We start from the raw sequence: 13512 nt of genomic DNA, 5'->3' as shown, positions 1-13512 counted from the left end.
GCGAAGGACTCCGCCGTCGCTGATTTGCAGCAGGCGATCGACTAGGAAAAGAAAAACGGCGCCGCGATTCAGGAGAGTTTGAATGACCGGCTCGCCGCATACTAAGCGGGCAGAAACTGGATCGAGCCGGCCGGCTTCCGCCAGCAGCATCCCCCCGCGTCGCTGCTCGACGAGTTCCTGCAGGCCCGCTGGTCTCGCCCGCAGCGGTAGAGTCCGCCTAGTCAGCTTCGGCTTCTTCGCGCCGCGAAGTGTCGCGGTCGGCCGCAGCGCTCATTTGCGTTTTTCTTCCGCGAAGTCGCGCATATGCGCATGGCTTGGCTTGGACCGGCAACCTGACTTGGCTACTGTTGAATTATCCCCCCTCGATTCCGCGCAGCGCGCTGGAATCTGGCGGCCGTGGCGATTGGGTCTCGCGCAACGCGGAACGACCCGGCTCGCCGGTCGCCCAGCACGCCGGTCGCAACGATTGTGGCGATGGTGCGCACGCCGCGTTCGCTGTGCCGCGACGAGGCCGCAGGGTGGGCAACTACAATGGATCGAAGCGGCGAACGTTTTCTCGGAGCAGAGGTTTTTGTATGCATCGCGTGTTGTTGCTCGGCGCCGGCAAAATCGGCCGGATGATTGCTCGGTTGCTTGTTGATACCGGGGACTACGACGTCGTCGTCGGCGACTCGAGTCGCGAAGCGCTGGAGTTGATCTCCAGCCGCATTGGCGTGAAGACGGTGCAGCTCAACGTCGAATCGTCGGACGAGTTGGCGAAGGCCCTCGCCGGGCGCGACACCGTCATTTCGGCGCTGAGCTATTACCACAACCCGCGCGTCGCCGAGGCTGCCCTCGCCGCCGGGGCGAGCTATTTCGATCTGACCGAAGACGTTGAGACGACCCGTCGCGTGCGCGCCGTCGCGGAGAAGGCGAAGCCGGGGCAGGTCTTCATGCCGCAGTGCGGGTTGGCGCCGGGTTTTATTTCGATCGTTGCCAACGATCTTGCTCAGCAGGTTGAGAAGCTTGACACGGTTCGGATGCGCGTCGGCGCCTTGCCGCAGTTCCCTACCGGGGCCCTGAAGTACAACCTCACCTGGTCGACCGACGGCCTCATCAACGAATATTGCAACCCGTGCGACGCGATCCATGGCGGTCGCCGCATTGAGGTGTTGCCGCTGGAAGGGTACGAGCAGTTCTCGCTCGACGGCGTTCGTTACGAAGCGTTCAACACGAGCGGTGGCCTAGGCACGCTGTGCGAATCGCTCGACGGCAAGGTCCGCGATCTCAATTACAAGACGGTGCGGTACCTGGGCCACTGCAATCAGGTGTCGCTGCTGGTGAACGAGCTGCGGCTCAGCGAACGCCGCGATTTGCTGAAGGACATCCTCGAGAACGCGGTGCCGATCACGTTCCAAGACGTCGTCGTTACCTTCTGCACGGTTACCGGCTATCGCAACGGGCAGTTGGTGCAGATCACCGACGCCCGTAAGATTTATCACCAGGAAATCGGCGGCGAGAATTGGTCGGCGATTCAGGTCACCACGGCTGCGGGCATTTGCGCGGTGATCGACATGCACGTTGCGGGGCAGCTCAACAGCAGCGGGTTCCTGCGGCAGGAAGACGTCGACTTCGCCAACTTCCTCGGCAACCGGTTTGGCCGGCATTACGACACGCGGATTGCGACGCGGTTCAGCAACGCGTCGTCGCACGGCGGCGCCACGACTCGCGAAACGGCTGATAATGAAGTTGTGCGCGAGCCGTCGATCTAACGCGTCGCGCTCGATCGCCACGTCGACATAAGAATTCCACATGAATCGATGGGCGCCACTGGCAAGAGGCAAGTGGCGCCCCAATTTTCAATATTTGAAAGCTCTTGTTATGAACGCAGCCGTTGCTCAAGCACTCAAGACCCTGGGCGTGGCCGATGCCGTGAGCGCCGTTAGCAATGGCGCCGATTGGCAAGCCGGCCGCGGCGAGAAGGTGGTGAAGCACTCGCCGATCGACGGTAGCCCGCTCGCTGAGTTCGCTGGCGCCGACGTGGCGCAAGTCGACGCTGCGATCGATGCTGCCGCTGAAGCGTTCATCAAGTGGCGCGTCGTTCCCGCTCCCGTGCGCGGCAACTTCGTCCGCCTCTATGGCGAACAGCTTCGCAAGTACAAGAGCGAGCTGGCCACGATCGTCAGCTGGGAAGCGGGCAAGATCACGCAAGAAGCCTTGGGCGAAGTCCAGGAGATGATCGACATCTGCGAGTTCGCCGTCGGCCTCAGCCGGCAGCTGTACGGCAAGACGATCGCCAGCGAACGCCCCGGCCATCGCCTGATGGAGCAGTGGCACCCGCTCGGCCCGGTGGGCGTCATCTCGGCGTTCAACTTCCCGGTGGCCGTGTGGGCGTGGAACGCCGCGCTCGCGTGGGTTTGCGGCGATCCGATTGTTTGGAAGCCGTCGGAAAAGACGCCGCTCTGTGCGATCGCGTGCCAGGCGTTGTTTCAGAAGACGCTCGCCGAAGCGGAGGGCGTGCCGGCCGGTATTTCGACGCTCGTCATTGGCGGCGCCGATGTGGGCAAGCAACTCACCGCCTCGCCGAAGGTGCCGCTCGTTTCGGCCACTGGTTCGGTGCCGATGGGCCGCGCCGTGGCTGAAGTCGTCGCCAAGCGACTGGGCCGCTCGCTGCTCGAGCTCGGCGGCAACAACGGCATGATCGTCACCCCGTCGGCCGACCTCGATCTCGCGGTTCGCTCGATCGTCTTCGCCGCCGTCGGCACCTGCGGTCAGCGCTGCACCACTTTGCGCCGCCTCATTGTTCACGAATCGATCGCCGATGAACTCCGCGATCGCTTGCTGAAGGTTTACGCGAAGCTGCCGATCGGCGATCCGACTGCGGCGGGGACGCTCATCGGGCCGCTGGTTGACGAAGGCGCCGCGAAGCAATTTGATGCGGCCCTCGCGGCGGCGAAAGAGCAGGGGGGCGTCATCCACGGCGGCGGCCGCGTCACTGACAACGTCCCGGGCGGCGGCGCTTACGTGCGGCCCGCGCTCGTGGAGATCGACGCCAGCGCGAAGATCGTTCAGCACGAAACGTTCGCCCCGATTCTGTACGTGATGCGTTACAAAAATCTCGACGAAGCGATCGCGACGCACAACAACGTGCCCCAAGGCCTGTCGTCGGCGATCCTCACCAGCGACGTTCGCGAGGCCGAGCTCTTCTGTTCGCCTGCCGGCAGCGATTGCGGCATCGTCAACGTCAACATCGGCACCAGCGGCGCCGAAATCGGCGGGGCCTTCGGCGGCGAGAAGGAAACCGGCGGCGGCCGCGAGTCGGGGAGCGACTCCTGGAAGCAGTACATGCGCCGCGTGACGAACACGGTGAACTACTCGCGCGATTTGCCGCTGGCGCAGGGCATTAAGTTCGACGTGTAGTGCGGTAGCCGATCACCACCAGTAGCCGCGGGTCAACGACCCGCCGGAGCGGTGATCAAATGGGGAATGCTGAATGTGGAATGGGGAGTACGGAGCCCTTTCCCTCCCCATTCCGGATTCAGCATTCGACATTGTGAGAGCCCCGCTCCGGCGGCTCGTTGAGCCGCGGCTACAGGCCTGCGAGCTTCGCCGTTTCGTCGAAGTTGCGAATGCCCGCTGTGGCGCCAAGCCGCGTCACGCAGCAGGCGCCGGTCGCGGAGCCTAATCGACCGGCATCGGCTGGGCTCATGCCGCGCAACAGTCCTGCCAGCAGCCCGCCGAGAAAGCAATCGCCGGCGCCGGTCGTATCGACCACGTCGCCTGGCGGCTTCGTGATCGCCACGTCGACAAACTCGCCCGCCTTCGGACTGAGAATCGCCCCGCGGCTGCCGAGTTTTACGCCGAGCATTCCCGCGGCGCCGGCGCTGCGATAGGCCGCGATGATCTTTTGCGGATCTTCCTCGCCGGTTTGATGATGGGCTTCGGCGAGGCTCGGCACATACAAATCGAGATGCGGCAACACCGGCGCGAGCGGCCCCATCTCGCCACCGTCGCCCGCCGCGTCGAGCGCCGTCATGCAGCCGGTCTTGCGAATCGCTGCGAGCACCTCCGGCAAATCGTCGATGAGGTTCGGCAGCAGCGGATAGTACCCGAGCAGCATCGACCGGCTCCGCGCGAACAGGTCGAGATGATCCATAAACGCCGCTCGATTGAGCAGCTTCGGCGCCCCGACGCAATGCAGGAACGACCGCTCGCCGCTGGGGTCGATCAGCACGGCCGTCGTGCTTGTGGCGCCGGTGGGGTGGGTGAGCAGCCCCGCATCGTCGAGCCCCTCGGCCGCATACCGCTGCCGAATCACCTCGGCCCACGCATCGTTGCCGACGTAGCTGAACGCCGCGGCCCGCATCCCGAGTCGCGTGAGCGTGATCCCCGAATTGGCGACGATCCCGCCAGTGGTCAGCTCGAGCGGCTCCGCCTGGATCAGCTTACCGCCCCCGATCGCCCGCTCCAAATCGACCGGCCGCACGAGCACGTCGACGACGCACGACCCACAAACAATCGCATCAAAATCTTTGCTCATAGAAATCTAACTTCGTTGCGTCGTCACTGTTATTCTGCGAATCCGCATTTCCTTTGCGCCTCTGCGCCTTTGCGTGAGATCTTCTGAAGGAGGACAAGTCTCACGCAAAGGCGCGAAGGCGCAAAGAAGAAAACTAAAGGGACATGCAGACTAGGGGGCGATTCCGTAAGCCTCGCGCTCGAACGGATTGTCTCGATAAGCATCCCCGCCGCGGGCCCAGATTAGCGCCGAGCATAACAGATAGGCGGGGACGAACAACGGTCCCCACCGCTCATACTGACGGATGTGAACCAATTCGTGAGCGCGCGTAACGTCGAGGCAAACCGCGTCCCGCCCGAGCACCACGTGCCCCAGCGTCATCGCCATCGTGAACGGCCCGCCGGGCCATTGCGAAATGATCCACGGTACGGCCCCGCCATAAAACTCAATCGCCACCCCCGGCCGTTGCACCCGCCCGCCTGTTGCGAGGCCAATGGCGCCAGCCGCCAACCCCACCGCCGTCCACGGCATCGCCCACACCCAACCGAGCAAACTGATCGGTTTAATTGGCATGCTTTTAAGTCTCTCGCAGGGGCGCAAAGGCGCAGAGAAACGCAAAGAATACAAAAAAGATAATTGGCGAAAGATGTGGTCTAGGTTCTTAGCCTTCTCATGACCTGGATTTTGCTTGTCTTCTTTGCGTATTCCTTTGCGCCTCTGCGCCTTTGCGAGAGACCTTCGTATTTCAAATTTCACGCAAAGGCGCGAAGGCGCAAAGAAATAGGAAAAGAAAAAGCGTAAGAGAGGACCTATAAGCCGGGTTTTGTACGCAGCTTGCGCCGCGCGACGATCATTCCTCTACGACGACGATTGCTCGCCGCCTCTAGCAGCCTACCCGGAAGTCGTAACGAATCGGACCGATTCTGCTCCCTGTTTGGCCTTGCGTCGGGCGGGGTTTACCTAGCCAAGCGAGTCGCCTCGCCTGCTGGTGCGCTCTTACCGCACCGTTTCACCCTTACCGCTTGCGCGGCGGTTTACTTTCTGTTGCACTTTCCCTGATCTCACGACCGGTGGGCGTTACCCACCACCCTGTCCTACGACGCCCGGACTTTCCTCCCGTTTGACCCTTGCGAGCCAAACCGGCGATCGCCCAGTCCTCTCTTACGCTAAGACACTATCGTACGCGATCGAGGTCGGCTTCGCTAACAGAGCCGTTTCGAAGACTGGACAGGATCACAGGATTTCGCGGATCGACAGGATTCAATACAGATGGAATGAAGAGGCGAATTGGCTGCCGCGACCAAGCCTCAGTCCCCCATCTAGTCAATCCGCGAAATCCTGTGATCCTGTCAAAAAAGCGATTAGCGCAGCCTAGGCGTGCAGCCGGCCCTGATAGGATCCGCGGCGCACAAACTCCGCCTCAATCGCCCGCTTCACCGCCGGTTTGTCGAGGCACCAGTCGGGCCCAATAAAAAAGTCGGGCGGGGCGTCGCCGCTGATTCGTTCGATGATCATCGTCGGCGGCAGCAACTCCAGGAAGTCGACCACCGTTTGCACGTAGTCGTCCTGGCCCATCAGCGTCACATCGCCGGCGGCGACTTGGTCGGCGAGCCGCGTGTTCTTCACGCAGTAGAGATTGTGGATCTTCACCGCGTCGATGTTCACGCGCGCCAACTCGCGGGCGGTAGCCAGCATGTCGTCGTGCGATTCGCCCGGCAGGCCGAGCATCACATGCGCGCAAATTTCAAACCCGCGGCCGCGGCTCCGCTCGACCGCATCGAGGAACGACTCGTGATTGTGGCCACGATTCATCCACTCGAGCGAGCGGTCATGCATCGTCTGCATGCCGTACTCGACGGCCAGATACGCGCGGCCCGCCATCTCTTCGAGCAGGTCGAGCACCTCGTCCGGCACGCAATCGCTGCGGGTGCCGATCGCCATGCCGACGACTTGTGGATGGGTGAGGGCTTCCTCATACAGCGGTCGCAATCGCGCGACGGGGGCGTAAGTGTTCGTCGCCGGTTGGAAGTAGGCGAGAAACTTGTCGCAACCGGCGTAGCGGTTCCGCATCCGGACGATGCTTTGGTCGATTTGCCCCAACACCCCCGCGCGGGGGAGCCGCCGGCTAGGGCTGAAGCTGCGGTTATCGCAAAACGTGCAGCCCCCTTTGGCGACGGTTCCATCGACATTTGGGCAGGTGAACCCGGCGTCGAGGCTCACTTTTTGGACCCGTCCCCCAAACCGTTGCCGCAGGAAGTGGTTGTACGAGTAGAACGGCAGACCCGCCTCTCGCCAGGAGGGCGCGGTTGGCGTCGACGTAAGGGGTTTGGTTGACGACACTTGCGGATTTGCTTAAAGTAAATGGAAGGCCAGGGCAGGGCGTCCCGGCGCCCGAGCGTGGGGGCTCGGCGGGTCGAGCAGGCGTCCCTAAATGTTGAGGCGTGGGGTTTCATCCTAACTCAATCATCGTTGGGGCTAAACAGGCTTACTGCGAGACACCTACCACTATGTACGGCGAATTAATCCCCCAAGGGGGCGGCGATCCCATCCCGCTCCTCAAAAAGCAACTTCTGATCGGCCGTCGCGAGAGCTGCGATATCGTGCTCCGCTTCGCCAACGTCTCCGCCCACCACTGCCAGTTGTTTATCAACGGCGGTTACTGGTTCATTCGCGATATGAAAAGTCGCAACGGCGTGAAGATCAACGGCATTAAGGTCCAAGAAAAGCGGATCGATCCGGGCGACGAAGTTTGCGTTGCGAAGCACAAGTACGAGCTGATGTACTCGCCATCGGACCTCGGCGCCGTCGGGCCGCCGCCGGCCGACGATCTGCCGAACGAAATCATGCGTGAATCGCTCCTCTCGCGCGCCGGTTTGCAGTCGGTGCCCAAAAATATGCCGGCTCCGCGTGACAAGCGGAACGATCATGGCAGCACGCGCTACGACGTCCTCGACGACGGCGCCGGCCAGATCGAACTGCCAGATCGTCCTGTGTAACGCAGGCAGCGATTGGCGTTCTGCATTCAGCCAAAGGAAGGCGAGCGAGTTTGAAGATAGTTTTTTAGCTGACCGCTGAAAGCTAGCTGTTGACCGCTTCTCTCCCCATGGCCAAGAAGAAACGCCAAGTCCGCGCCGACTTCCGCAAGAATCGCAACGTTCGCGCTCGCGAGAAAAACTGGGAGCGGGGCGTCGATCCCGAGAGCGATCAGCTCGACAGCGTCGCGCAGAACGAGAGCGTTAGCGGCAAGGGGGCGCTCACGCGCAAGCGGGTGATCGCCGGCGCCGAAATCGTTGAAGACGGTTCCGGCACGAGCGTTCAGTTGTCGATCGACCCCGAGATTTGCCGGCTAGGCCGCGTGCTGCGCGTGCAAGGCCTGCACAGCATGGTGCAACTCGACGACGGCTCTCTCCGCCGCTGCGCCACGCGACGGATCCTCAAGACGCTCGCCACCGACCAGCGGCACGTCGTTGCGGCGGGGGATCGCGTTTGGGTGCGGCCGGAGCGTGCAGAAGAAGGGATCATCGAACGGGTTGAACCTCGGCACGGCGTGCTCAGTCGCGCTAGCCGCGGACGGCAACACGTGCTGGTGACCAACGTTGACCAAGTGATTGTCGTTGTGAGCGCTGCGGAGCCGAAGCTCAAGCCCCACCTGGTCGATCGCTACCTTGTGATGGCCGACCGGAACGGCATTGAGCCGATCATCTGCATCAACAAAGCCGACCTAGTCGACGCGGCTGACTTGCAACCGTTGATCGGCGTCTACAGCCAACTCGGCTACCGCGTGATGCTCGTCTCCGCCGAGCGTGGCTGGAACATCGAGCACCTGCGACGACTACTGAAAGACCGGCAGTCGGCGTTCGCGGGGCAAAGCGGCGTCGGCAAGTCGAGCCTCCTCAACGCCGTCGAACCAGGCCTTGAGCTACGCGTCCGCACGGTGAGCGCCGAAAACGAAAAAGGTCGCCACACGACCACGACTGCTGAGCTGATTCCGCTCGCGGCCGGCGGGTATGTGTTCGACACGCCCGGCATCCGTCAGTTCCAACTGTGGGACGTCATCCCGCAGGAAGTCGCCGGCTTCTTCCGCGACCTGCGGCCGTACGTGAGTCAGTGCCGCTACCCGAACTGCTCGCATAACCACGAAGAACCGTGTGCGGTGAAGGACGCCGTGGCTGACGGTTTTATTGACGTGCGGCGATACGAGAGCTACTTGGCGATGCTCGATGACGAAGCATAGTTCTTACTCTCCTCGCATTTCTTTGCGCCTCTGCGCCTTTGCGTGAGATCTTAAAATGCATGTCTCTCGCAAAGGCGCAGAGGCGCAAAGAAATACGCAAAGAAGACAAGGGGAAATTAGAGGAGTGAGAAATCAGACGAGGTACTTCGCCGATTCTCTTTTCGCATTCTTTGCGTTCCTCTGCGTCTTTGCGCCTCTGCGAGAGACTTAAAACGATGCCTCTCGCGAAGGCGCAGAGGCGCAAAGAAACACGCAAAGAAGACTAGCTGTGCAGAGTGGTTATTCTTCGCAAAAATTCGCGGTTAATCTTCCTTTGATCCCCAAACTTCTTGCATCAGCGCGTAGCCGTCGGGATCGAATTCTTTGAGCTCCGCGCGATCGAATGGATAGAAGTCATTCTTGCCGAAGTAGGCTTCGGTCGTTTCGGCAAAGTATTCTTCGTCGTTGTTCAGCGCGTAGTGGCGGACTGATTTGCCGTTGATGTGGCGAATCTTCTCAAACGTGCCACTTGATTTGGCTCGTTCGTACGCTTTGCGCACACTAGGGTGGCCATGCTTGAGCACTTGATCGTGGTAGCCGTGCGCCAGTTCATGCAGCATCATCCACGGCTGCTCGCGCGACCATTCGACGAAGTGCTCGGGGTTCGAGATATCGACCGAGTCGACCTTTTCTGGGTTAAAGCCGTTCTCGCGCAGCCAGTCGACGCTGGGGTGGTAACACGCGCACGGGAATTTTGGGTGAAACCGCTCGACCCAGATTTTCGTTTTCTGGAGCTGTTCGACTTTGTCTGCCGGTAGTGTTTCGACGATCGCCGCGAGTTGCCGCGTCATCTCCGTGCGCACTTGCTCGGCTAATTCCGGGGCGTCCTTCAACAGCCGCTTGTGGAAGTAGACGTTCCACCCTTCGATCGGTTCGACCTCATAAGCCGAAGTCGGTTCAAACGCCGCCGGCGCGGAGGCTGGCTCCGCGCCGGCAAGGCTGAAGTTGGAAACCGCGAGGCCGCCTAGCAGCAGCCAACCAATCAACAGTACTGGTCGCACGCTGCGTCTCCGGATTACATCGGCGTGAAATCGGCGTCCTTCTCGAGGCTGCACGCGAACTCGGCGAGCAGGTCGGCTGCTCGATCGAGATCGTGCAGCGACACCATCTCGACGGCGCTGTGCATGTAGCGGTTCGGGATGCTCACTAGGCCTGCGGCGACGCCGGCGCGGGCGATCTGAATCGCGTTCGCATCGGTGCCGGTCGCACGACCTTGGGCGTTCCACTGGCAGGGGATATCGGCCTTTTCCGCCGCCTTGCGAAGGCGTTCGACGACGATGGGATTCATGTTTGGCCCGCGGTGGAGCACCGGGCCGCCGCCGAGCTTCAGGTCGCCTTCCTGGTTCTTGTCGATCGTCGGGCAATCGGTCGAGAACGTCACGTCGACCGCGATGCCGACCTGCGGATCGATGCCGAACGCGCTGGTGTGGGCGCCGCGGAGGCCGATCTCTTCCTGCACCGTCGCGACGGCGTAGACCGAGACGTTGAGTTTCTTCTTCGCCTTCGCGCGGCGGGCGGCTTCGATGCAAACCCACATGCCGGTCTTGTCGTCCATGCCGGGCGAATTGCAGAGGCCGTTCCGCATCTCCTGGTAGCCAAGCTCGAGCGTCACTGGATCGCCGATGCGGACGAGCGACGCCGCTTCCTCGCGATTCTTGGCGCCGATGTCGAGCCACATGTCCTTCAGCTTTACCACCTGCTTGCGTTCTTCTTCATCGAGCAAGTGAATCGGCTTCCGCGAGATGACGGCGGGGATCGGTCCGTCGGCGGTCCAGATCGTCATCCGCTGGCCGATCAGCTGCTGCGGATCCCAGCCGCCGATCGTGGCGGTGTAAATAAACCCGTTGTCGTTGATGTGCGTGACGAGCAGGCCGATCTGATCGGAATGGCCGGCGAACATAATGCGGAGCGGGGCGCCCGGATTCACGCCAACAATGACGTTGCCGTGGAGATCGGTGCGGACTTCGTCAGCGAACTTGCCGGCGTACTCGCGGACAATCCGCTGCACCGGCTCTTCGTAGCCAGACGGGCTGGGCGTTTCGAGAACCTGCTGAAAAAACTTCTTCGCGGAGGCTTCCATGATGGCGGTCATCCTTGAACGTAAAAGTGGTTGGTGTCTGAGTTGATTCAGTGAATAGCGTGGTTACTTACAGAGTTCTGCGAACATCTCCGCCTGCGATGGCCACTCGCCGAGTTCGATAACGTTGCCGTCGAGATCTCGGAAGAAGGCCTGGCGGTAATGGTAGGTTGGCAGCACATGAACGACATGTTCGACTTCGTGCGCGGTCAACTGTGCGACCGCGGCGTCGAAGTCGTCGACGTGGATTGCTAAGTGATTCGTTCGTGAGTTGATCGGCGTGGCGAGCTTCGGCTCGAACTTCGCATCGTGGATCAAGTGGAGCATCACGCCGACCTCGCGGTGGAGTAGCCAGGCGCCGCGGAACGAGAAGGCCGGGCGCGGCGTGACGACGAACCCCAGCACGTCGCAGTAGAACTTGGCGCCCCGCTCCGGATCGGCGGTCGGCAAAGCGATGTGGTTCATCGCGCCAATCGAAACGGGCGGGGGCGTCACGGTTGGGGAAGTCCTCGGGTTGCGGGCTGCATTTCGCAGGCGCCAGCGTCGGCCGGCGCGAAGCTCTAGCGATTCTAACGATTTTCTGGACTTCCGCTAACCGCCCCGTCGATACCCCACGAGGAGCCCGCGGTCCATCCGCCGGGGCTCGTTGCAGGGGGGATTCTGAGAATGTTGATGCGAACTCGCGTCGCCGCGAGCCTGGCGATGCTTTGCCTGCTCGCCGTCGGCTGCAGGTCGGCGATGAACTGTTCTGAGGGCTGCGCCTGTCCCAGCGGGTCGCCGCTGGCCGGCATGCGATATTGCGAGCCGGGATGCGCGCCTTACGCTGCAAAGACGCCCGCCTGCGGAGAATCGTGCGCGGCAGGCTGCACCGATGCGTGCGGCGAGGGATGCAGCGGCTGCAGCAAGTGCGCGGCGAAGGGGCTCAGCGGCTGCACTGGCTGCGGCGAACGCTACTGGTGCGATTGGTACAACCATCCGCCGCAGCTTTGCGAACCGTGCGATTGCCACGGCAACTACACGGGGCCGGGCGTCGATCGCTACATCCTGCCGAACGCCAGCGGGCGGGCGGGGACGCCAGTGGGGACGGAGACTTCCTGGCCGCACTAAGCCATTACTGAGGCAGCGCTAGACGGGGTCGGGGGCCTTTTGCCACTAGTGGCTAGCCACTAAAAATTAAATCTCTAGTGGCAAAAGGCCCCCGACCCCTTCAGGGCATCAATCTCAAACGCGGAACAGCTCCCGCGCGTTTGCCGTCGTCTGGCGTCCCAACTCTTGCGGCGAGACGCTGCGTGCGATCGCGATGCACGTCGCCGTGTGCGCGACGTACGCCGGTTCGTTCGGCCGCTTGCCGCGGACCGGTTCGGGCGAGAGGTACGGGCAATCGGTTTCGATGAGGAGCCGTTCGGCGGGAATCGTCGCCGCACAGTCGCGCAGCGGTTGCGACTTCTTGTACGTCACCATCCCCGCGAAGCTGATGTGGAGCCCGAGCCCCACGCACTCGGCCGCCATCGCGGCGTCGCCGGTGAACGAGTGCATGATCCCTCGTAGCAATCCGCGGCGGCGATGCTCGGCTCGCAGCGCCTGCATGATGTCGGCGTCGCAGTCGCGCATGTGGACGATGAACGGCAGATCGAGCCGCCCGGCGAGCGCCATGTGCCGATCGAAGTAATCTTGCTGCATCTCGAACGGCGTGGAGTCCCAGTAGCGGTCGAGGCCGGTTTCGCCGATCGCGACGACGCGCGGCTCCGTGGCTAGGCGTTCGATCTCCGCCCAATCGTCCAGCCCGCACTCGGCGATGTAGTTCGGCTGCAAGCCAACGGCGGCGTAGACGCTGCCATACTTGGCGGCGACCTCGATGCACTTGCGGCTCGCGGCCACCGTGGTGCCGACGGCGATGATCGTCTCGACGCCGGCAGCACGGGCCCGCTCGATGACGGCGTCGCGCGTATCGTCGAATTCTTCTTGGTCGATGTGGGCGTGGGTGTCGAAGAGGGGCATGCTGCGGCGGGGGAGAATGGGACGCGGATTTACGCGGAGTTGGCGGATGCTCGCGGATGAAGAAGCTGGGGAGCAACGCGAGCACTGGGCTCTATTTGACTGTTCCGCGCGAATCCGCTCAATCCGTGAAAGTCCGCGTGCTATTCGCCGCGTCATACCCCCGGTTTGAAGAACCGGGGGCTAAGAGATACGACCGCAGCGGAGTGCCGCAACTACGCCTTCATCGCGGCGATCGACTGAGCGACTTCGCGGAGCGTATCGAGATGGCCCTTCGACATGCCGAGGGCCTCTTCCGCCAGTGAGCGGGCGGCGGCAAACGTTTGCAGGCGGTGGACTAACTGCTCGATCATCGCGACGTCCTGCTCCTGGTAACGCACCGCGGTGAGGATCACGTAGTCGATGTCGAGATCGTGCAGGTCGGTGAACTCCATTGGGAATTCGCCGGTGCGGGGGAGGGCGTCGGCGTCGATGATCATCCGGCTGATTCGCTCGGCCATGATGTCTTGATCGAGCGCGATCGCGTCGACCGCCTCAAGTTCTTGGCCGCGGCCGGCGGGGACGTGCGGACGAGCCCAGCGCACGTACTGCGGGAACGATCGGCAGTGGATCGCCAGCAGTCGGTTCAGCCAGTGGATGACGTCGGCTTTCATGCGTCGGGCAGGCTCG

Annotated in this window: 13 protein-coding genes and 1 other RNA gene; 5 read left to right on the top strand and 9 right to left on the bottom strand. The window is 62.3% G+C overall.

Annotation, left to right across the window (positions count from 1 at the left end):
• The first annotated feature begins 575 nt into the window (after window positions 1-575).
• Together ACQY7R_RS05430 and amaB are read left to right on the top strand one after the other, a co-directional pair.
• Window positions 576-1751 (top strand): saccharopine dehydrogenase family protein, encoded by a 1176-nt coding sequence (locus ACQY7R_RS05430; RefSeq protein WP_428304571.1) that lies wholly within the window; start codon window positions 576-578, stop codon window positions 1749-1751.
• 109 nt (window positions 1752-1860) lie between these two features.
• The gene (amaB, locus tag ACQY7R_RS05425) at window positions 1861-3399 is read left to right on the top strand and encodes an L-piperidine-6-carboxylate dehydrogenase (RefSeq protein WP_428304570.1); all 1539 of its coding nucleotides are present in this window, start codon (window positions 1861-1863) and stop codon (window positions 3397-3399) included.
• Window positions 3400-3568: 169 nt separating this feature from the next.
• Here amaB and ACQY7R_RS05420 read toward each other — a convergent pair whose 3' ends face one another.
• The 4 genes from ACQY7R_RS05420 to ACQY7R_RS05405 all read right to left on the bottom strand — a co-directional run bounded on the left by ACQY7R_RS05420 (window position 3569) and on the right by ACQY7R_RS05405 (window position 6838).
• Window positions 3569-4519 (bottom strand): carbohydrate kinase family protein, encoded by a 951-nt coding sequence (locus ACQY7R_RS05420; protein ID WP_428304569.1) that lies wholly within the window; start codon window positions 4517-4519, stop codon window positions 3569-3571.
• A 150-nt stretch (window positions 4520-4669) separates the two neighbouring features.
• Window positions 4670-5071, bottom strand: a complete 402-nt coding sequence (locus ACQY7R_RS05415) for a hypothetical protein (RefSeq protein WP_428304568.1) — start codon at window positions 5069-5071, stop codon at window positions 4670-4672.
• A gap of 223 nt (window positions 5072-5294) precedes the next feature.
• An RNA gene (gene rnpB / locus ACQY7R_RS05410) (RNase P RNA component class A) lies at window positions 5295-5660 on the bottom strand.
• 209 nt (window positions 5661-5869) lie between these two features.
• On the bottom strand, window positions 5870-6838 hold the full coding sequence (locus tag ACQY7R_RS05405) for a TIGR01212 family radical SAM protein (RefSeq protein ID WP_428304567.1): 969 nt from the start codon (window positions 6836-6838) through the stop codon (window positions 5870-5872).
• 167 nt (window positions 6839-7005) lie between these two features.
• Here ACQY7R_RS05405 and ACQY7R_RS05400 point away from each other — a divergent pair, with 167 nt between their 5' ends.
• A complete protein-coding gene (locus ACQY7R_RS05400) occupies window positions 7006-7494 on the top strand; it encodes an FHA domain-containing protein (RefSeq protein WP_428304566.1) in 489 nt (162 codons plus the stop codon).
• A gap of 107 nt (window positions 7495-7601) precedes the next feature.
• The gene (gene rsgA, locus ACQY7R_RS05395; protein ID WP_428304565.1) at window positions 7602-8732 is read left to right on the top strand and encodes a ribosome small subunit-dependent GTPase A; all 1131 of its coding nucleotides are present in this window, start codon (window positions 7602-7604) and stop codon (window positions 8730-8732) included.
• A gap of 302 nt (window positions 8733-9034) precedes the next feature.
• Here the strand turns inward: rsgA and ACQY7R_RS05390 are convergent, their stop codons facing one another.
• The 3 genes from ACQY7R_RS05390 to ACQY7R_RS05380 all read right to left on the bottom strand — a co-directional run bounded on the left by ACQY7R_RS05390 (window position 9035) and on the right by ACQY7R_RS05380 (window position 11313).
• A complete protein-coding gene (locus ACQY7R_RS05390; protein ID WP_428304564.1) occupies window positions 9035-9772 on the bottom strand; it encodes an anthrax toxin lethal factor-related metalloendopeptidase in 738 nt (245 codons plus the stop codon).
• A gap of 14 nt (window positions 9773-9786) precedes the next feature.
• On the bottom strand, window positions 9787-10851 hold the full coding sequence (locus tag ACQY7R_RS05385; RefSeq protein WP_428304563.1) for a M42 family metallopeptidase: 1065 nt from the start codon (window positions 10849-10851) through the stop codon (window positions 9787-9789).
• A 63-nt stretch (window positions 10852-10914) separates the two neighbouring features.
• Complete coding sequence (locus tag ACQY7R_RS05380; RefSeq protein ID WP_428304562.1) at window positions 10915-11313, bottom strand: VOC family protein; 399 nt, start codon at window positions 11311-11313, stop codon at window positions 10915-10917.
• 207 nt (window positions 11314-11520) lie between these two features.
• Between ACQY7R_RS05380 and ACQY7R_RS05375 the strand changes: the two genes are divergently transcribed.
• Window positions 11521-11955 (top strand): hypothetical protein, encoded by a 435-nt coding sequence (locus ACQY7R_RS05375; RefSeq protein WP_428304561.1) that lies wholly within the window; start codon window positions 11521-11523, stop codon window positions 11953-11955.
• 114 nt (window positions 11956-12069) lie between these two features.
• On the opposite strand, the gene ACQY7R_RS05370 is transcribed toward ACQY7R_RS05375, so the two are convergent.
• Window positions 12070-12846, bottom strand: a complete 777-nt coding sequence (locus tag ACQY7R_RS05370) for a TatD family hydrolase (protein ID WP_428304560.1) — start codon at window positions 12844-12846, stop codon at window positions 12070-12072.
• 212 nt (window positions 12847-13058) lie between these two features.
• Window positions 13059-13496, bottom strand: a complete 438-nt coding sequence (locus ACQY7R_RS05365; protein WP_428304559.1) for a hypothetical protein — start codon at window positions 13494-13496, stop codon at window positions 13059-13061.
• Between the last annotated feature and the right edge of the window lie 16 nt (window positions 13497-13512).

This window comes from Lacipirellula sp., from assembly GCF_965279485.1.
Lineage (GTDB): Bacteria > Planctomycetota > Planctomycetia > Pirellulales > Lacipirellulaceae > Lacipirellula.
The sequence above is the reverse complement of the archived record's forward strand: the minus strand, read 5'-3'. Positions and strand labels throughout refer to the sequence as shown.